Origin of the sequence: Pseudomonas sp. B22129, from assembly GCF_044218875.1 — a bacterium.
Lineage (GTDB): Bacteria > Pseudomonadota > Gammaproteobacteria > Pseudomonadales > Pseudomonadaceae > Aquipseudomonas.
This window is the reverse complement of record NZ_CP162592.1, coordinates 1,882,794-1,900,397: the sequence shown is the minus strand read 5'-3', so window position 1 is coordinate 1,900,397 and position 17,604 is coordinate 1,882,794. Positions and strand designations below refer to the sequence as shown.

At 60.6% G+C, this 17,604-nt stretch carries 12 protein-coding genes; 6 read left to right on the top strand and 6 right to left on the bottom strand.

The genetic code is table 11. The features are described 5' to 3' along the window. Positions 1 to 21: 21 nt before the first annotated feature. The 3 genes from AB4P94_RS08630 to tkt all read right to left on the bottom strand — a co-directional run bounded on the left by AB4P94_RS08630 (position 22) and on the right by tkt (position 4,394). Positions 22 to 1,185: a phosphoglycerate kinase gene (locus tag AB4P94_RS08630; protein WP_395610203.1), complete on the bottom strand. Its 1,164-nt coding sequence runs from the start codon at positions 1,183 to 1,185 to the stop codon at positions 22 to 24. A gap of 17 nt (positions 1,186 to 1,202) precedes the next feature. Further along, complete coding sequence (gene epd, locus AB4P94_RS08625) at positions 1,203 to 2,258, bottom strand: erythrose-4-phosphate dehydrogenase (RefSeq protein ID WP_395610202.1); 1,056 nt, start codon at positions 2,256 to 2,258, stop codon at positions 1,203 to 1,205. Positions 2,259 to 2,396: 138 nt separating this feature from the next. Further along, positions 2,397 to 4,394, bottom strand: coding sequence for a transketolase (tkt, locus tag AB4P94_RS08620; RefSeq protein WP_395610201.1), 1,998 nt, complete (start codon positions 4,392 to 4,394; stop codon positions 2,397 to 2,399). Between the two features lie 259 nt (positions 4,395 to 4,653). On the opposite strand from tkt, the gene AB4P94_RS08615 reads away from it, so the two are divergent. From AB4P94_RS08615 to AB4P94_RS08600, 4 genes are all read left to right on the top strand, one after another. Next, entirely contained in the window at positions 4,654 to 5,649 is a 996-nt protein-coding gene (locus AB4P94_RS08615; protein ID WP_078739519.1) for a metalloregulator ArsR/SmtB family transcription factor, read from the top strand. A 19-nt stretch (positions 5,650 to 5,668) separates the two neighbouring features. Then, complete coding sequence (gene metK / locus AB4P94_RS08610) at positions 5,669 to 6,859, top strand: methionine adenosyltransferase (RefSeq protein WP_395610200.1); 1,191 nt, start codon at positions 5,669 to 5,671, stop codon at positions 6,857 to 6,859. Positions 6,860 to 7,014: 155 nt separating this feature from the next. Next, the gene (gene ligB, locus AB4P94_RS08605) at positions 7,015 to 8,700 is read left to right on the top strand and encodes an NAD-dependent DNA ligase LigB (protein ID WP_395610199.1); all 1,686 of its coding nucleotides are present in this window, start codon (positions 7,015 to 7,017) and stop codon (positions 8,698 to 8,700) included. A gap of 50 nt (positions 8,701 to 8,750) precedes the next feature. Then, positions 8,751 to 9,146: a DUF1090 domain-containing protein gene (locus tag AB4P94_RS08600; RefSeq protein ID WP_395610198.1), complete on the top strand. Its 396-nt coding sequence runs from the start codon at positions 8,751 to 8,753 to the stop codon at positions 9,144 to 9,146. 6 nt (positions 9,147 to 9,152) lie between these two features. On the opposite strand, the gene AB4P94_RS08595 is transcribed toward AB4P94_RS08600, so the two are convergent. Then, a complete protein-coding gene (locus AB4P94_RS08595; RefSeq protein ID WP_395610197.1) occupies positions 9,153 to 9,602 on the bottom strand; it encodes a c-type cytochrome in 450 nt (149 codons plus the stop codon). 129 nt (positions 9,603 to 9,731) lie between these two features. On the opposite strand from AB4P94_RS08595, the gene AB4P94_RS08590 reads away from it, so the two are divergent. Next, positions 9,732 to 10,916: a murein transglycosylase A gene (locus AB4P94_RS08590; protein WP_395610196.1), complete on the top strand. Its 1,185-nt coding sequence runs from the start codon at positions 9,732 to 9,734 to the stop codon at positions 10,914 to 10,916. Between the two features lie 140 nt (positions 10,917 to 11,056). Here AB4P94_RS08590 and AB4P94_RS08585 read toward each other — a convergent pair whose 3' ends face one another. After that, the gene (locus AB4P94_RS08585) at positions 11,057 to 11,443 is read right to left on the bottom strand and encodes an MAPEG family protein (RefSeq protein WP_395610195.1); all 387 of its coding nucleotides are present in this window, start codon (positions 11,441 to 11,443) and stop codon (positions 11,057 to 11,059) included. A 194-nt stretch (positions 11,444 to 11,637) separates the two neighbouring features. Here AB4P94_RS08585 and AB4P94_RS08580 point away from each other — a divergent pair, with 194 nt between their 5' ends. Continuing rightward, the gene (locus tag AB4P94_RS08580) at positions 11,638 to 12,903 is read left to right on the top strand and encodes a cation:proton antiporter (RefSeq protein ID WP_395610194.1); all 1,266 of its coding nucleotides are present in this window, start codon (positions 11,638 to 11,640) and stop codon (positions 12,901 to 12,903) included. On the opposite strand, the gene AB4P94_RS08575 is transcribed toward AB4P94_RS08580, so the two are convergent. Continuing rightward, positions 12,897 to 17,519, bottom strand: a complete 4,623-nt coding sequence (locus AB4P94_RS08575; protein WP_395610193.1) for a dermonecrotic toxin domain-containing protein — start codon at positions 17,517 to 17,519, stop codon at positions 12,897 to 12,899. The two genes, AB4P94_RS08580 and AB4P94_RS08575, sit on opposite strands and share 7 nt — an antisense overlap. Positions 17,520 to 17,604: the final 85 nt, after the last annotated feature.

Below are 17,604 nucleotides of genomic sequence, written 5' to 3'. Positions count from 1 at the left end.
TCCTTTTCCTGATCGCGAGCCTCAGCCCTTGGCCCGGCTTTCCAGGACTTCAACGGCTGGCAGGACTTTACCTTCGACGAATTCCAGGAATGCGCCGCCACCGGTAGAAATGTAGGAGATCTGGTCAGCAACGCCATATTTATCGATAGCGGCCAGGGTGTCGCCGCCGCCGGCGATGGAAAATGCCGAGCTTTCTGCAATGGCCTTGGCCAATACTTTGGTGCCGTTGCCGAACTGGTCGAATTCGAACACACCGACCGGGCCGTTCCACAGGATGGTCCGGGAGGCCTTCAGCAGTTCGGCGAAATTGGCTGCGGTTTGCGGGCCGATGTCCAGAATCATGTCGTCGGCCGCCACGTCAGCGATCAGCTTGACGGTGGCTTCGGCGCTTTCGGCAAATTCCTTGGCAACCACCACGTCGACCGGCAGCGGCACGCTGACTTTGGCAGCGATGGCGCGAGCGGTGTCGAGCAGGTCCGGTTCGTAGAGGGACTTGCCCACCGGGTGGCCGGCTGCGGCCAGGAAGGTGTTGGCAATGCCGCCGCCGACGATCAACTGGTTGCAGATCTGGCTCAGGCTGTTGAGCACGTCCAGCTTGGTGGAGACTTTGGAGCCGGCCACGATGGCGGCCATCGGTTGGGCCGGAGCGCCCAGCGCCTTGCCGAGAGCATCCAGTTCAGCCGCCAGCAACGGGCCAGCCGCTGCAACCTTGGCGAACTTGGCCACGCCGTGGGTCGAACCTTCGGCGCGGTGCGCGGTGCCGAAGGCGTCCATCACGAATACGTCGCACAGCGCCGCGTATTGCTGGGCCAGTTCGTCGCTGTTCTTTTTCTCGCCTTTGTTGAAGCGCACGTTTTCGAACAGCACGATGTCGCCGGCTTTCACGTCAACGCCGCCCAGGTAGTCAGCCACCAGCGGCACGTCGCGGCCCAGGGCTTTGCTCAGGTAGTCGGCGACAGGCTTGAGGCTGTTTTCAGCGGAGAACTCACCTTCGGTCGGGCGACCCAGGTGGGAGCAGACCATCACGGCCGCACCTTTTTCCAGGGCCAGCTTGATGGTCGGCAGCGAGGCCAGGATTCGCGCATCGCTGGTGACAACACCGTCCTTGACTGGGACGTTGAGGTCTTCGCGGATCAGTACGCGCTTACCTTGCAGATCGAGGTCGGTCATCTTCAACACGGTCATGGGTCGCAGTTCCTGAATTACTGTTGAGGTTGTTTGGAGGCGATGTGCAGATAATGTTCCGCAACATCCAGCATGCGGTTGGCAAAACCCCATTCGTTGTCGAACCAGGCCAGGATGTTCACCAACCGGGGGCCGGAAACGCGGGTCTGGCTGGCATCGACAATCGCCGAATGCGGGTCGTGGTTGAAATCACAACTGGCGTGGGGCAACTCGGTGTAGGCCAAAAGGCCTTTGAGCGGGCCGCTGGTGGCGGCGTCACGCAGAATCCGGTTGACCTCCGCCGCATCAGTGTCGCTGACGGTCTGCATGGTGATATCCAGGCAAGACACGTTCACCGTCGGCACCCGTACGGCTTTGGCCTGGATTCGCCCGGCAAGTTCCGGCAAAAGCCGTTCGATGCCGCGCGCCAGGCCGGTGGACACCGGAATCACTGACTGAAACGCCGAACGCGTACGGCGCAGGTCTTCGTGATGATAAGCATCGATCACCGGCTGGTCGTTCATGGCCGAGTGGATCGTGGTGATCGACACATAGTCGAGGCCAATCGCCTGATCCAGCAGGCGCAACAACGGCACGCTGCAGTTGGTGGTGCAGGAAGCGTTGGACACCAGCAGTTCGTCACCAGTCAGGCAATCCTGGTTGATGCCGTAGACGATGGTGGCGTCGACATCCGCTTCGCTGGCCATCGGCTGGGAAAACAGCACGCGCGGCGCACCGGCGTCGAGAAAACGCTGGCCATCGGCACGGGTGTGGTAGACACCGGAACATTCCAGCACCAGGTCGACGCCCAGTGCCTTCCAGTCGATGCCTTCGGGGGTGGCACTGCGCAAGATCTGCACGCAGTTGCCATTAATATGCAGACTATCGCCCTCGACCCGCACTTCGCCGGGAAAGCGGCCGTGGGTGGAGTCAAAGCGTGTCAGGTATTCGATGCTGGCCATGTCAGCCAGATCGTTGATTGCAACAATTTCAAACCCGGCCGCCGCCCCTCGCTCGAACAGAGCACGCAAGACGCAACGACCAATGCGGCCGTAGCCGTTGAGTGCAACTTTGTAGGGACGCGGTTGAGGCATGGGGTTCTCGATCAAGGTTAGTTCGGTGTTGAATGTTCTGACGCTATCGCGGGCAAGCCCGCTCCCACATTAGACCGCGATCCAAATGTGGGAGCGGGCTTGCCCGCGATAGCGCCAGTACAAACAACGCAGACTGACTTAGTCTTCCAGCAGCTCTTCAGCCTGACCCAGGATGTTTTCCAGGGTGAAACCGAATTCTTCGAACAAGGCTGGTGCGGGCGCCGACTCACCGTAGGTGGTCATGCCGATCACACGGCCTTCCAGGCCCACGTACTTGTACCAGTAGTCGGCGTGAGCCGCTTCGATGGCAATGCGCGCGCTGACCTGCAACGGCAGAACCGATTGCTTGTAGCCGGCGTCCTGGGCTTCGAACACGCTGGTGCACGGCATGGACACAACGCGCACGTTGCGGCCCTGGGCGGTCAGCTTGTCGTACGCCTGAACAGTCAGGCCCACTTCGGAACCAGTGGAGATCAGGATCAACTCCGGCTCGCCGATGCAATCTTTCAGCACGTAACCACCACGGCTGATATCAGCGATCTGCGCGTCGGTACGCACCTGGTGTTGCAGGTTCTGACGCGAGAAGATCAGCGCCGAAGGGCCGTCCTTGCGCTCAATGGCGTGCTTCCAGGCCACCGCGGATTCCACCGCGTCGGCTGGGCGCCAGCAATCCAGGTTCGGCGTGGTACGCAGGCTGGTCAATTGCTCGACCGGCTGGTGCGTCGGGCCGTCTTCGCCCAGGCCGATGGAGTCGTGGGTGTACACATGGATCACACGCTTCTTCATCAGCGCGGCCATGCGCACGGCGTTACGGGCGTATTCCATGAACATCAGGAAGGTCGCGCCGTAAGGCACCAGGCCGCCATGCAGGGACACGCCGTTCATGATGGCGCTCATGCCGAATTCACGTACGCCGTAGTACATGTAATTGCCGCTGGCGTCTTCAGCCGATACGCCTTTGCAGCCTTTCCACAGGGTCAGGTTGGAACCGGCCAGGTCAGCCGAACCGCCAAGGATTTCCGGCAGCAAAGGGCCAAAAGCGTTCAGGGTGTTCTGGCTGGCTTTACGGCTGGCGATGGTCTCGCCCTTGGCCGCGACTTCGGCGATGTAGGCCGAGGCTTTTTCCGAGAAGTCAGCAGGCAGGTCACCGGCGAGGCGGCGTACCAGCTCATTGGCCAACTCAGGGAATTCGGCGGAGTAGGCAGCAAAACGCTGGTCCCACTCGGCTTCGGTCGCCAGGCCTTTTTCCTTGGCATCCCATTCGGCTGCAATATCAGCCGGAATTTCGAACGGGCCGTAGTTCCACTTCAACGCTTCGCGGGTCAGGGCGATTTCCGCGTCACCCAATGGGGCGCCGTGGCAGTCTTCTTTACCTTGCTTGTTCGGCGAACCGAAACCGATGGTGGTCTTGCAGCAGATCAGGGTCGGCTGCTCGCTTTTGCGCGCGGTGTCGATGGCGGTCTTGATTTCTTCCGGATCGTGGCCGTCGACGTTGCGGATCACCTGCCAGTTGTAGGCTTCGAAACGCTTCGGGGTGTCGTCGGTGAACCAGCCTTCGACTTCGCCGTCGATGGAGATGCCGTTATCGTCATAGAAAGCAATCAGCTTGCCCAGGCCCAAGGTACCGGCCAGGGACGCAACTTCGTGGGAAATGCCTTCCATCATGCAGCCATCACCCAGGAACACATAGGTGTGGTGGTCGACGATGTCGTGGCCAGGGCGGTTGAACTGCGCGCCCAGGACTTTTTCAGCCAGCGCGAAGCCAACGGCGTTGGCCAGGCCTTGGCCCAGGGGCCCGGTGGTGGTCTCGACGCCTGGGGTGTAGCCGAATTCCGGGTGACCCGGGGTGCGGCTGTGCAGCTGACGGAAGCTTTTCAGGTCGTCGATGGTGACGTCGTAGCCGGTCAGGTGCAGCAGCGAGTAGATGAGCATCGAGCCGTGGCCGTTGGACAGCACGAAGCGGTCACGGTCGGCGAACGACGGGTTGCTCGGGTTGTGTTTCAGGTAGTCACGCCAAAGTACCTCGGCGATATCCGCCATGCCCATCGGGGCACCGGGATGGCCGCTGTTGGCTTTTTGCACGGCATCCATGCTGAGGGCACGAATGGCGTTGGCACGCTCACGACGGCTGGGCATCGCTGATCTCCTGGAGGTTGAATAAAAGAAACGGAAAAAAGGACCGGCATTTTCCCTCAGCCACCGCCTGCGGGCAATGACAGATAGTCACTTGAGGGCGTTTTTCCTGCCGTTTGCACAGCAATCCCTTGCAGAAAGGGCTGACCGCTTCGTCTAAAGGTTATAGCGACGGCTTATAACCGCCACTTATCGATCAATATCAAAACTTTTTGATATTGGCCTTGCAGGGATTTCCCCCCGTCACTAGACTGCTGGCCTTATGAACCTACCCGTGCCCTCCCTGCGTCCCGACGACGGCGATGAACTGGCAGCCTTGTGCAAGGCCGCTGGTGATCCGTTGCGCTTGAACGTGTTGCGCGCACTGGCCAACGACTCGTTTGGCGTACTGGAACTGGCGCAGATCTTCGCCATTGGCCAGTCCGGCATGAGCCACCACTTGAAGGTCTTGGCCCAGGCCGACCTGGTGGCCACCCGCCGCGAAGGCAATGCGATTTTTTACCGCCGCGCCCTGCCCCACACGGAGCTGCTCGGCGGCAAGTTGCACGCTGCCCTGCTTGAAGAAGTGGACAGCCTGAGCCTGCCGAGTGACGTGCAATCGCGCATCGCACAGGTTCACGGGCAACGCGCTGCCGCCAGCCAGGACTTTTTCTCACGGGTCGCCGAGAAGTTTCGCGCCCAGCAGGACCTGATCGCCGGCCTGGCCCAATACCGCGAAAGCGTACTGGCACTGTTGGACAAGCTGAGCTTCAGTGATGAAGCGACCGCACTGGAAGTCGGCCCCGGCGACGGCGGGTTCCTGCCGGAACTGGCGCGCCGCTTTCAGCAAGTCACCGCGCTGGACAACAGCCCCGCCATGCTCGAACTGGCGCGCCAGCTGTGCGAGCGCGAAGCACTGGGCAACGTCAGCCTGCAGCTGGCCGACGCCCTGAATGACACCAGCCTGCGGGCCGATTGCGTGGTGCTGAACATGGTCTTGCACCATTTTGCCGCCCCCGCCGACGCCCTCAAGCAAATGGCCGGGTTGCTGCACCCCGGCGGTAGCCTGCTGGTTACGGATTTATGCAGCCACAACCAGAATTGGGCCAAGGAGGCCTGCGGTGATCTCTGGTTGGGTTTTGAACAGGACGATCTGGCCCGTTGGGCCACCGCTGCGGGACTCGTTCCCGGGGAAAGCCTCTATGTAGGTTTACGTAATGGTTTCCAGATTCAGGTCCGCCACTTTCAGCGACCGGCTGGCGACACTCACCATCGGTAAATATCAGGAAAACATCGAGATGAGCGAATACTCCCTTTTCACCTCCGAGTCCGTGTCTGAAGGGCATCCGGACAAAATCGCCGACCAGATTTCCGACGCGGTGCTGGACGCCATCATTGCTCAAGACAAGTTCGCCCGTGTGGCGTGCGAGACTCTGGTGAAAACCGGTGTAGCGATCATCGCTGGCGAAGTGACCACTTCGGCCTGGGTCGACCTGGAGCAGATCGTCCGTGATGTGATCACCGACATCGGCTACAACAGCTCCGACGTGGGCTTCGACGGCGCGACCTGCGGCGTGATGAACATCATCGGCAAGCAGTCCCCCGACATCAACCAGGGTGTGGACCGCGCCAAGCCTGAAGATCAGGGCGCCGGCGACCAGGGCCTGATGTTCGGCTACGCCAGCAACGAAACCGACGTGCTGATGCCGGCACCGATCACCTTCTCGCACCAGCTTGTGCAACGGCAAGCCGAAGCCCGCAAAACCGGCCTGCTGCCATGGCTGCGCCCGGACGCCAAGTCCCAGGTGACCTGCCGTTACGAAGGCGGCAAAGTTGTGGGCATCGACGCCGTTGTACTGTCGACCCAGCACAACCCGGACGTTTCCTACGCCGACCTGCGTGAAGGTGTGATGGAGTTGATCGTCAAGCACGTGCTGCCTGCCGAACTGCTGACCAAAGACACCCAGTTCCACATCAACCCGACCGGCCAGTTCATCATTGGCGGCCCGGTGGGCGACTGCGGCCTGACCGGTCGCAAGATCATCGTCGACAGCTACGGCGGCATGGCCCGTCACGGCGGCGGCGCGTTCTCGGGTAAAGACCCGTCCAAGGTTGACCGTTCGGCGGCTTATGCCGGTCGTTACGTGGCCAAGAACATCGTGGCTGCCGGCCTGGCCGAGCGTTGCGAGATTCAGGTTTCCTACGCCATCGGCGTGGCTCAGCCGACATCGATCTCGCTGAACACCTTCGGCACCGGCAAGATCAGCGACGACAAGATCGTCAAGCTGGTGCGTGAGATCTTCGACCTGCGCCCGTACGCCATCACCACCATGCTCGACCTGCTGCACCCGATGTACCAGGAAACCGCAGCCTACGGCCACTTCGGCCGTACCCCTGCGCAGAAGACCGTCGGCGACGACACCTTCACCACATTCACCTGGGAAAAAACCGACCGCGCCAACGACCTGCGCACTGCCGCCGGCCTGTAAACGCACACGGTATACAAAGCCCCGCCCGGCTCGCCTGGCGGGGCTTTTTTCATGGCCAGTTACAGAAACCCGCTAACAAATTCGCCGGGCCACCAGACTGTTTTGTGAGGGCCTGGATCACTTAGGCTGAACGCCCCTTTCGAGCAAGGATGCTCATGATGCGTTTATTGGTGGTTCTTTTACTCAGTGCACTGCCGTTGCTGGCATGGGCGCAGGAATGTCCCGAAGCCGAACGGTCTCAAGTGGCCAGCCTGGCAGAACAGATCAGTCGGTGGGATGACAGCTATCACCGGCTCGGCCAATCCCCCGTCAGCGACGAACTCTACGACCAGGCTCGCCAGCAGCTCGCCCGCTGGCGCAAGTGTTTTCCTCTCGCGGCCCGCGCGGCAGACAAGCCACTGGCGAGTTCACGGGGCACGCTGGCGCATCCGGTCGCGCACACGGGCCTGGAAAAACTCCTGGACGAATCGGCCGTTGCCGGCTGGCTTGGCACACGGCAAGACGTATGGGTGCAGCCCAAAGTCGACGGGGTTGCGGTGACCTTGATCTATCGCCAGGGCCGGTTGAGTCAGGTTGTCAGCCGGGGCGACGGAATGCTCGGCCAGGACTGGTCTGACGCAGCGCGCAAGATCCCCGGCATCGTTCAGCAACTGCCAGAGCCCATCGACCTGACGCTGCAGGGCGAACTCTATTGGCGTCTCAATGAACATGTGCAATCTGAAAGTGGTGGGCTCAATGCCCGCAGCAAGGTTGCCGGGCTGATGAACCGACGGCAGTTGAGCGACGCCGAGGCTGCCGGGATTGGCTTGTTCGTCTGGGCCTGGCCCAACGGCCCTGGCGACTTCACCGAGCGCCTCGCCGCCCTCTCGCGCCTGGGCTTCACTGACAGCCAACGCTACAGTCGCTCCATCCAGAACATCAGCGAAGCCGCACACTGGCGAACTTACTGGTACAACCACCCCCTGCCTTTCGCCAGCGATGGCGTGGTACTGCATCAGGCCAAGCGGGCACCCGCCAAGCGCTGGCAAGTCAGTGCGCCTTACTGGGCGGTCGCCTGGAAGTACCCGGCCGCCAAAGCACTGGCGCTGGTGCGCAAGGTAAATTTCAAGATCGGCCGCACCGGACGCATCACCCCGATTCTGGAGCTGGAGCCGGTGCAGCTGGACGACCGGCAGATCAGCCGCGTCAGCGTCGGCTCGCTCAAACGCTGGCAGGCGCTGGATATCCGCCCCGGCGACCAAGTGTCCATCAGCCTTGCCGGGCAGGTGATTCCAAGGCTGGATCAGGTCATCCTGCGCAACCCCACACGGGTTGAGGTGCAAGAGCCCGACGCCCACGCCTATCACGCCCTGAGCTGCTGGCAACTGGACCCGGGCTGCGAAGAACAAATGCTGTCGCGCCTGACCTGGCTCAGCGGAAACCAAGGCCTGGCCTTGCCGCATATGGGGCGCGAGACCTGGAACGTATTGATCCAGGCCGGCCTGATCGCAGGCTTTCTCGATTGGTTAACCCTGGATGCGGCAGAGCTTGCTAACATTGATGGCTTCGGCGAACGCAGCCGCACCCGATTGCTCGACAGCATTCAAAGCGCGCGACAACGTCCCTTTGCACAATGGCTCAAAGCCCTGGGCGTACCGCCCGTGGCCCGCAACAACCTGGAAGGCGACTGGCAGACGCTGGTCGCCAAAGACACCCAAGCCTGGCTGGCCACTGACGGCATCGGCCCGGGTCGCGCAGCGCAACTGAGCGCTTTTTTTCGCGACCCACACGTACAGGCCTTGGCTGAAACATTACGCGTGGCCGGTATAGACGGCTTTCAAGCCCGGCCTGATGAACAGTAAACCCTTGGCAGAATTCACCCTGCTTTTCGATTTCGACTTTGGAGCCCCACATGAAATTTCTCGCCCCGCTTGCCTTGTTGACCGTCGCAAGCTTCATGGCCACGCCGTTGCTGGCGGCCGAAGAAGCCCCTCAACTCACCGGCTGCGCCGCCAAGCGCCAGGCCATCAGCACCCAGATCGAACAAGCCAAGGCCCACGGCAACAGCGAGCAGCAAGCTGGCCTGGAAAAAGCCCTGAGCGAAGTCACCGCCAACTGCACCGACGCCTCCTTGCGCAAAGAGCGCGAAAACAAGGTGCTGGACGCCAAGCATGAAGTCAGCCGCCGTCAGGCCGACCTCGACAAGGCGATGAAAAAAGGCGACGCGGACAAGATCAACAAGCGTAAAGACAAACTCGCGCAGTCCCGTAAAGAACTGCAAGACGCCGTCGAAGAACTCGACCAGTAAAACCGGTCAGTGGTCGCGAAACTGTTTGTGGCAGGCAGTACAGGCATCTTCTACTTTCTGCACGGCAGGCCCCAGGTTGCTGGCCTTGTAAGGCTGGACCTGGCTGGCGATCACCAATTCACCGGTGGCCGCTTCAAGGTTGCGCGCCAGTTCCTGGAAGCGTGCCTGCTGCTGCCATACGTTGTCTTTGGCGCTGGTATGGTCTTCTTCACGCACGCTCGGGAAATGTTTCCATGGTTCATGGGACAACGCATCGAGCTTGACCGCGCCTTCGGCGAACCTGGCGCCGTCGAACGCAATGCGCCCACGCAACATGCCACCCAGGTCTTCGCCGGTCTTGAGCATCTGCTTGAAGATCGCCTTGCGCTGGCCCAGAGGCGAATTCGGATCGACGCCGCCACAGGCGGACAGTGTCAGGCAGGCCAGCAATACAGCGGTCAGTCTTTTAAAAGTCATGGTGGCTTCAAGGTCACGGGAAACGGCGGCCAGTATCCTCGCCCCGCCCGCAAAGACCAATAGCCCTATTAATAATAAGGGTTGCCCGAGAGCGTCAGCACACGGGCAATCGCTTCAGGAATGGTTTGTATGAAAGTCACGTTGAAACCCTGGAGCCGCCGCCTGGCGTGGGCTCTGCCGATGTTCGCGCTGCTGGCCGGCTGCGATGGCGGCAAAGACGCCGGCAAAGATGAAACGGTAAAACCCCATGCTGTCGCCACCTATGTGAGTGCGCCTTGGGAAGCGTTGCCAGCGGTCTCCGACAGCGATTTGCTGGCCGGTTTTGAATCCTGGCGCAGCGCCTGCCAACGCCTCAAGGCCGACCCGGTATGGGGTGCGACGTGTGCCGCAGCCGCCACCGTGCCGAGCAACGCCGCAGCGGTGCGCGGTTTTCTCAAGGAGCGCCTCGACGTATTCGGCCTGCGCTCGGCCGACAACACGCCAAACGGCCTGATCACCGGCTATTACGAGCCGGTCTACCCCGGCAGCCTGACCGAAACCGCCACTGCCCATGTGCCGGTGTACGGCGTGCCGGATGACCTGATCATCGTCAACCTGGAAAGCATCTACCCCGAACTCAAGGGCAAGCGCCTGCGTGGCCGCCTGGAAGGCCGCGTGCTTAAACCCTACGACGACGCCAGCACCATCAACGGCCAGGGCTCCAGCGCCAAACCGATTGCCTGGCTGACCGACCCGATGGACCTGCAGTTTCTGCAGATCCAGGGTTCGGGCCGGATTCAACTGGCAGGCGGTCGCCAACTGCGAATCGGGTATGGCGACCAGAACGGCTATCCCTATCGCCCGATTGGCCGCTGGCTGGTCGAACAAGGTGCGTTGAAGAAAGAAGACGTGACCATGGGTGCCATCAGCGCCTGGGCCAAGGCCAACCCGCAACGCATTCCTGAACTGTTGGCGAGCAACCCCAGCTATGTATTTTTCAGCGCCCGCCCGGACAGCAACGAAGGCCCGCGTGGTTCGCTGAATGTGCCGCTGACTGCCGGCTACAGTGTGGCGGTGGATCGCAAAGTGATTCCGCTGGGCAGCCTGTTGTGGTTGTCGACGACCAAGCCGGACGGTTCGCCGATCGCTAGACCTGTCGCCGCGCAAGACACCGGCGGCGCGATCACCGGTGAAGTGCGTGCGGACTTGTTCTGGGGCACCGGCCAAGCGGCCGGGGAACTGGCGGGGAATATGAAGCAGCAGGGGCAAATCTGGATGTTGTGGCCCAAAGGCGCGGCGTTGCCGCACGTGCCGGATGCACCCACCGGGTCCTGAGAAACGCTGAAGCTCAAAATGTGGGAGCTGGCTTGCCTGCGATGCAGACACCTAGGTATTTCTGATGTACCGAGGTGATTCTATCGCAGGCAAGCCAGCTCCCACACGAGCCAGTTCCCACAGGGGACCTGTGTCTACTGTCAGATCGAGACAAAAAAGAAGCTCGCAATCAGCGCCATTCCCACCGCCCACACCAGCGAGCGGAACATCGCCCAGTCCGCCAGGTAGCAAATGATGTACAGCAGGCGGCTGGTGATAAACAGCACCGCCAGCACATTGATGGTCACCAGCGAAGCCGTACCGGCGAGGTGCGCAATGATCACCGCCGCTGCAAACGCCGGCGTCACTTCAAAGCTGTTGAGTTGCGCGTTGTGGGCGCGTTTGGCGACGCCTTCGACGGTATCGAGGAACGCCCGCGGGTCGTGGTTCTGCCGTGGCCCGAACTTGCCGCCGCTGAACTTGGCCACCCCTGTGCACAGATAAGGCAGAAAAATTGCGATCAACACACACCAGAAAGCGACCGTCATCACTGATTCCTTTTGTCGTTTTAGTCAGAAGTTAGAGTTTTAGCACTAATAACGTCACGCCGCACTCAACCGCTATGAGCGACGGCATACCGAAAGGTTCTATCAGGCTTTTGCGCAAACCTTGCAACATCAGGCCGCTATTGCGGTCCATCCCCCAATATTGACCGTTTCACCCCAACTTCCAAGGACCCCGGATGCTTGAACTTGTCGCCGCCTTCATTTGCCTCACCACCCTGCTCACCTATGTGAACTTCCGTTTCATCGGCCTGCCGCCGACCATCGGCGTGATGGTCACCGCCCTGCTGTTTTCGCTGATCCTGCAAGGCCTGAGCTTTATCGGCTACCCGGGCCTGGAAGAGCGCATCCAGCAACTGATCGGCCAGATCGACTTCGGCGACTTGCTGATGAACTGGATGCTCTCGTTCCTGCTGTTCGCCGGCGCCTTGCACGTCAACCTCAGCGACCTGCGCAGTTATCGCTGGCCCATCGGTTTGCTGGCGACCTTCGGCGTATTGATCGCCACCGTGGTGATCGGCAGCCTGGCGTACTACATCTTTGCCTTGTTTGGCTGGCACGTAAGCTTCCTCTACTGCCTGCTGTTCGGTGCGCTGATTTCGCCCACTGACCCGATTGCCGTACTCGGTGTGCTGCGCACCGCCAATGCCTCGAAACCGTTGAAAACCACCATCGTCGGTGAATCGCTGTTCAACGACGGCACCGCCGTGGTGGTGTTTACCGTGTTGCTCGGCATCGCGCAGCTGGGCGAGACGCCGACCGTGGGTGCCACCGCGATGCTGTTCGTTCACGAGGCGGTGGGCGGCGTGGTGTTCGGCGGCCTGATCGGCTACCTGGTGTACCTGATGATCAAGAGCATCGAGCAGCATCAGATCGAAGTGATGCTGACCCTCGCACTGGTGATCGGCGGCTCGGCGATGGCCACCGAACTCCACGTTTCTGCACCGATTGCGATGGTGGTCGCCGGGCTGATCATCGGCAACCTGGGCCGCAAGCTGGCGATGAACGACATGACGCGGCGCTACCTGGACGGTTTCTGGGAGCTGCTCGATGACATGCTCAACGCCCTGCTGTTTGCGCTGATCGGCATGGAGCTGCTGCTGTTGCCATTCAACTGGCTGCACGTGTTTGCCGCCAGCTTGCTCGCCGTGGCGATCCTGCTGTCACGCCTGCTCACGGTGGCGCCTGCGATCTTGCTGTTGCGTCGCTGGCGCACGGTGCCGCGCGGCACTATCCGTATTCTCACCTGGGGCGGTTTGCGCGGCGGTGTGTCGGTGGCATTGGCGCTGGCCCTGCCATTGGGCCCGGAACGCGACTTGCTGCTGAGCATCACCTACATCGTGGTGTTGTCGTCGATCCTGTTGCAGGGGTTGAGCATCGGCAAGCTGGTCAAGCGCGTGACCCGCGATGAGCCCACCCCCGCGCAGGGCACCTCGGCTCACTGAGCCGAGGGCAACTCATTGTTGAAGAACAGCGCCAGAGCAGCCTTCCGTTCGATGATGGTGCGGTAGATGCTCAGTACTTGCTCATTGTTCCCCTGCGCTGCACGCAGTTGCTGCTCAAAATTGGCGAGAGGCCCGCGAACGGCCTTGAGATGAGCAAAGTAGAAACCCAATGCCCCTCTAGTATGTCCGGGGGGGTAATGAAAGTGGGCAAACCACAGTATTTCAGCTGGTCCCTGGCTCGGCGCAACCTTCTGTACGTAAAAACTGCGAAACACCGGTGACAAATCAGTCCCGCGGTTTGGCCTGGATTCTCCCACCGCCTTGATTTCTATCACGCCCTCAGCCAGCAAATCTGCGATCCCGGCCGTCGTCGGTTCGCGGCTCAGCACCATGCGCTGATAGGATTCTCGGCCAGCCCTGATCAATTCATTGGCTTTATTGGTCAGCGTTTTATCCAGCAACGCTTGCGCCGGGTCACGTTGCTGGTTCTGATTACGACGCTCACTGGTGCGCTGTACTTCCAAAAGCAGTTCTTCAGCCAGCAACTCCAGGTTTGCCCGCACCGCACGCGGTGCAACCAGCATGTTCTGCTCCTGGGAGGCCAACGCCTCAATTGCGTCCGAGCCACGGCGGGTCAGCAACAAGCTGCCGAAATAGCCCTGAGGCTCTTTCTTGATGGATTGAACATCGCTGACGGGACGCAACACCCAATCGGTATCACCGTTCGTTTCAACTTTTTTGGCGAAGCTCGCATAAACAATACGGGTATAGGGATCGATAAAATCCATCGCGTCGCCAATGCCTGAAGGCGGTTGCGGGGCGGCGATCAGCCTGCCGTAATGACGACTCTGGATAACTCGCTCCAACGGTCCCTCCTCAAACAGCGGCAGCACGGCTTGGCTGTCGTAGTAGTCCTCGTAGATACCCAGCAGGTCCCGCACCATTTCCTCACGGATAGCACGGATGTAATTGCGATAGTCGCCCAGTGCCCCGGGTTCGATAAAACTGTTGCTGATGTCGCCAACCCGTGCCAACCGATCGTCCAGCCACGCCAGCTCATCGACGGCGTCATTCACCAACAGCCTGCGTTGCGCCAAGCTGTAACTAGGCTCTAAACAAAGCTGCCGGTAGCTGGACAGCTTCAGCCGGCATCGCAGGTTGACTTCCTCCAGCAGGTTAAATGCCTCCATCCCGGGTGATTCGACCTTTGCTTTCAAGCAACGCAACACCAATGGGCGCAACCCGGCTTCCCACCAGGCCAGAATCGGCGCTTTGTCATTCCATTCAGCGATATCCAATGTGCTGACCTGCGTATCTGCCGGACTGACGGTATCGAGAATGCGCTCATAGGCAATACGCTGCTCGCGACACAGCGCCACTGTCTGCTCATGGAGCTTTACAAGCAGGTCAAGGCCGATGCGCATCGATTCAGGGGGAGTCCGCTTGGCCACCTCACGCAGCGTGAGCGGCTTGAAGCCCGTATCGTTGGTTAATTGCTCATACAGCGTGAGGCGTCGTATATCCATCAACCCAATCTGAAAACGCAGGCAACGCACCTGAGCCTCGAGAAACTGATGAAGTAACCGTGAGTAATTCTGCACGACGCCCGCCAGGCGGCGTTGCTGCAGGAGTTCCACCAGCAGCTTTGCTCGCTGCTGCATTAAGGCAACACTGTCATTTCTGCGCTCGATTGCCTGTAGGCGCCTGTTCAGGTCCCCTTCAGTACGCAGTACCTCCACCACCGTGCGCTCGGGGATCCGGGCCCCGGAAAACTCCCCATACAGGGTGTTGAACTGCGTCATCAGCTCCGCATTTGAGGGGGCGGCATTTGCCTCTTCACCGCCGGCACCGCCCTGCAACCGCAAGCGCAGGTCCAGGACCCAACGCCCGTTGCCTGCCGACTTGAGCCATGGCCCGCGACGCCCGTTGGCGGCTACTACCCGCACGTTGTCGCGCTCAACGCTGACCTTGAAACAGTAGGTATCAACATCTGCGTACCACTGACCTTCGCTGAGCCAAAGCCCGGATGTCACACCACTGCCTGCCTGAGTCGCCCCTGCTGGCTTGGTCATGCTGAAGGTCTGCAAATCCATCACCTGAGAAGGCGTCAACCGGCCAAGCGTCGGCAGCCAGCCATATTCGATCGGGCCGCGCGCGGCGCTGACATCCTGCCCGGCATCCATATCAGGTAACTGGACTGGCGGGGCCTCTGCCTTCGGCGTGTAGGTTTCAGCCTCACCTACCCGCTCCGAAAGGGGGTCGCTGAGGCGCTCCTCTTGCACCTCATCTTCACGCCTGACGGTGGCGGATACATCGCTGGAGTAATGCATGAGCACCAACGCCATGCTCAGAAAAAAACCGACCAGAGTACTACCCTGATCATCCGTGTCACTCTGGCTCACTTGGGCAATTTGCTCATGCACCGCCCAGGCAACCTGCAACCATCCAACCACTGCCAACGGACCGGAGACCAGCGGCATAACACTGTTCAAGCCCAGCGACAGCCCCTCCATACGGCGAGCCCACGAGTTTTCGCTGTTGGACACCGACTGCTTATCCGCTTGTTCAAGAACCGCCCGCACCTGGCTGTCATACAGATGCCGCCCGTAATCACCTTGCACTTCATCAGCGGCCAGCATCACCGGCTTGCTGGCCAATGCATCGATCAGCAGCGCCAGACCATCCATAGTGTTGAAATGCGGAGCCACAAAACCATCGTCCCGGTAGATGGCTCGAGCATCGGCACTCATCCAGCCCAGCACCTGTTGCTGTAAGACGCCGGGTTGCTCAATCGCACTGAGCAAATCCTGCCGGCTGACAAACTCCATCAGCTTGGGCTGCCCCATAGAGTGAAGCAGTACCACCGGGCCGACATCGAGCGACCGCGGCCCTATGACAAACATGTTCGTCGCCACATCCGCCTCGGCAGACGCACTGACCTTGAACGCCAAAGGCCTCAGGACGATGACCTGGTCGTCCACGTACCGATCGACGGCCTGTTCCTGCATGACCGCCGCCACCATTTCATAGCCTTTGCGACTGAACCCGGACTGGCCACGACTGTAGAACTCCAGCGCCAGCATCGGCAGTTCAAGGCGCAGTTGCGCGATAAAGCTGCGGCTGCGCCACAGCACCTCAGCCGGCGAATCCCTGAGCACCAGCGCCACCTGCCTGGGATAGTTTTCGCCAATGTCGACCTGGCTCACCATGCGCTTGATTGCGCTTGGTGTCAGCCAATTGGGAGGTGCGCTGCCGTTGCGCAACGAGACCTGGATAGCGTCCCCAGGCAGGCCGGCCAGGTTTTCCAGCGCGACCTTGAGCAGCGTGGTGATGATCTTGACGGGAAAACCGCCGGCAGCGGATACGCCCCTGACCGTATGGATCGTAATGATCACGTCGTCCGGCTCAATCCTGGAAGACTGGGGGTAAGCCGCCATAAGTTTTTGCCGGGTAAAATCCAACAGCGACGGCACACCATCGTCGAAAAACCGCCAGTTGGGTTGCTTGAACAGCCTGCTCAGGCTGTGCATTTTTTGCGAAAACACACCACGCAGTTCACGTCTGAGCCTTTTCATCCAAGGTGGCAGAGCACCATACAGACGGCTCAGGGCGGGGTTGTTGGCGAGGCTCAAACTATCGAAGTCACCCGTGGCGATCCAATGCACACTGTCCAGCAAGGCGCCGTCCCAGTATGAGGAGCGACGTGCCAGTGCAACGCCCCATTGAAGGTCACTCAATTGCTTGACGAGGAAGCTCAGGGCAAAACCATCGAAAATATTGCAACGCGGCTCATACAACCGCCATTGCATCGCACGCCCCGGCGCCAGCCCGCCGAGGCGCGTACGCAACGCTTTTCCAAGCGCGTCACGCGAAGCGAAGGCTTCAATCCCGGCACTCAAGGTAAAGAGCAGCAGCGTCTCGTCGGTGCCCGTCTGGCGGACGATCAGCATGCCCCGCAATAACTCCAGTTGCTCGCTGCCGAACTCGCCCCACTGGTCCACCAGATAAGCCCGGGTCGTACCGCTGCGCAAGTTGTTGTCGGGCGTTTTCAGGACATCATTGATCATCTGGCGATGGGTGGCGTCGGCTATCAGCGTGGGCGCGCTGAGGTGCCGCAAGGTATCTTTCAGCAACAGTGACAGCGTCTCGAAACGACTGCGCGCCTCGATGGACAATTCAGTCCAGTCATCAATCAATGCCTGTTGGCAACGCTTGAGCAGCAGGGGGGCGCGCCGGTTGACAGCATCTTGAGCATCCAGGTTTTTCAACGGGGAAATTTTGAGTGGCGCGCTGTCCGGCTCCGCAGTCAACTGCTGTCCCTGGGTGTAATCAACCCAAATACCATCGACAAAACGGTTGACCAACGCCTCCACCAATGTGCAGCGCGCGGGCTGCTCAGCCTCGATTGTTGTGCCACTGTAGCGATAACGCGGTGTCAGGATGACCGGTATTTCATCGGTGATGGCGACCGAGGGGAACGAGGCCCGCAAGGTACGCTGCAGGTCTTGCGCTGCGATCACGGGCAGCGGGGATCGGCTTGAGAACAACGCCTGAATGTCCTGGGCAGTTCGCCGCAGAAGCGTCAGGTGATAAAACGGGTGAAGTGTGCTGGCCATGAATACGCCCTTAAGAAGACGCGGACCCTGAACTCAGCCCGCCCCCGCAGCATGCCAACCCGTCACGCCCCCCGGGCGCCAAGCA

What these genes read in the sequence shown, in the direction of transcription:
- AB4P94_RS08630 (WP_395610203.1), bottom strand. Translation starts at nt 1,185, where the DNA reads ATGACCGTGTTGAAGATGACCGACCTCGATCTGCAAGGTAAGCGCGTA.
- epd (WP_395610202.1), bottom strand. Translation starts at nt 2,258, where the DNA reads ATGCCTCAACCGCGTCCCTACAAAGTTGCACTCAACGGCTACGGCCGC.
- tkt (WP_395610201.1), bottom strand. Translation starts at nt 4,394, where the DNA reads ATGCCCAGCCGTCGTGAGCGTGCCAACGCCATTCGTGCCCTCAGCATG.
- AB4P94_RS08615 (WP_078739519.1), top strand. Translation starts at nt 4,654, where the DNA reads ATGAACCTACCCGTGCCCTCCCTGCGTCCCGACGACGGCGATGAACTG.
- metK (WP_395610200.1), top strand. Translation starts at nt 5,669, where the DNA reads ATGAGCGAATACTCCCTTTTCACCTCCGAGTCCGTGTCTGAAGGGCAT.
- ligB (WP_395610199.1), top strand. Translation starts at nt 7,015, where the DNA reads ATGATGCGTTTATTGGTGGTTCTTTTACTCAGTGCACTGCCGTTGCTG.
- AB4P94_RS08600 (WP_395610198.1), top strand. Translation starts at nt 8,751, where the DNA reads ATGAAATTTCTCGCCCCGCTTGCCTTGTTGACCGTCGCAAGCTTCATG.
- AB4P94_RS08595 (WP_395610197.1), bottom strand. Translation starts at nt 9,602, where the DNA reads ATGACTTTTAAAAGACTGACCGCTGTATTGCTGGCCTGCCTGACACTG.
- AB4P94_RS08590 (WP_395610196.1), top strand. Translation starts at nt 9,732, where the DNA reads ATGAAAGTCACGTTGAAACCCTGGAGCCGCCGCCTGGCGTGGGCTCTG.
- AB4P94_RS08585 (WP_395610195.1), bottom strand. Translation starts at nt 11,443, where the DNA reads ATGACGGTCGCTTTCTGGTGTGTGTTGATCGCAATTTTTCTGCCTTAT.
- AB4P94_RS08580 (WP_395610194.1), top strand. Translation starts at nt 11,638, where the DNA reads ATGCTTGAACTTGTCGCCGCCTTCATTTGCCTCACCACCCTGCTCACC.
- AB4P94_RS08575 (WP_395610193.1), bottom strand. Translation starts at nt 17,519, where the DNA reads ATGGCCAGCACACTTCACCCGTTTTATCACCTGACGCTTCTGCGGCGA.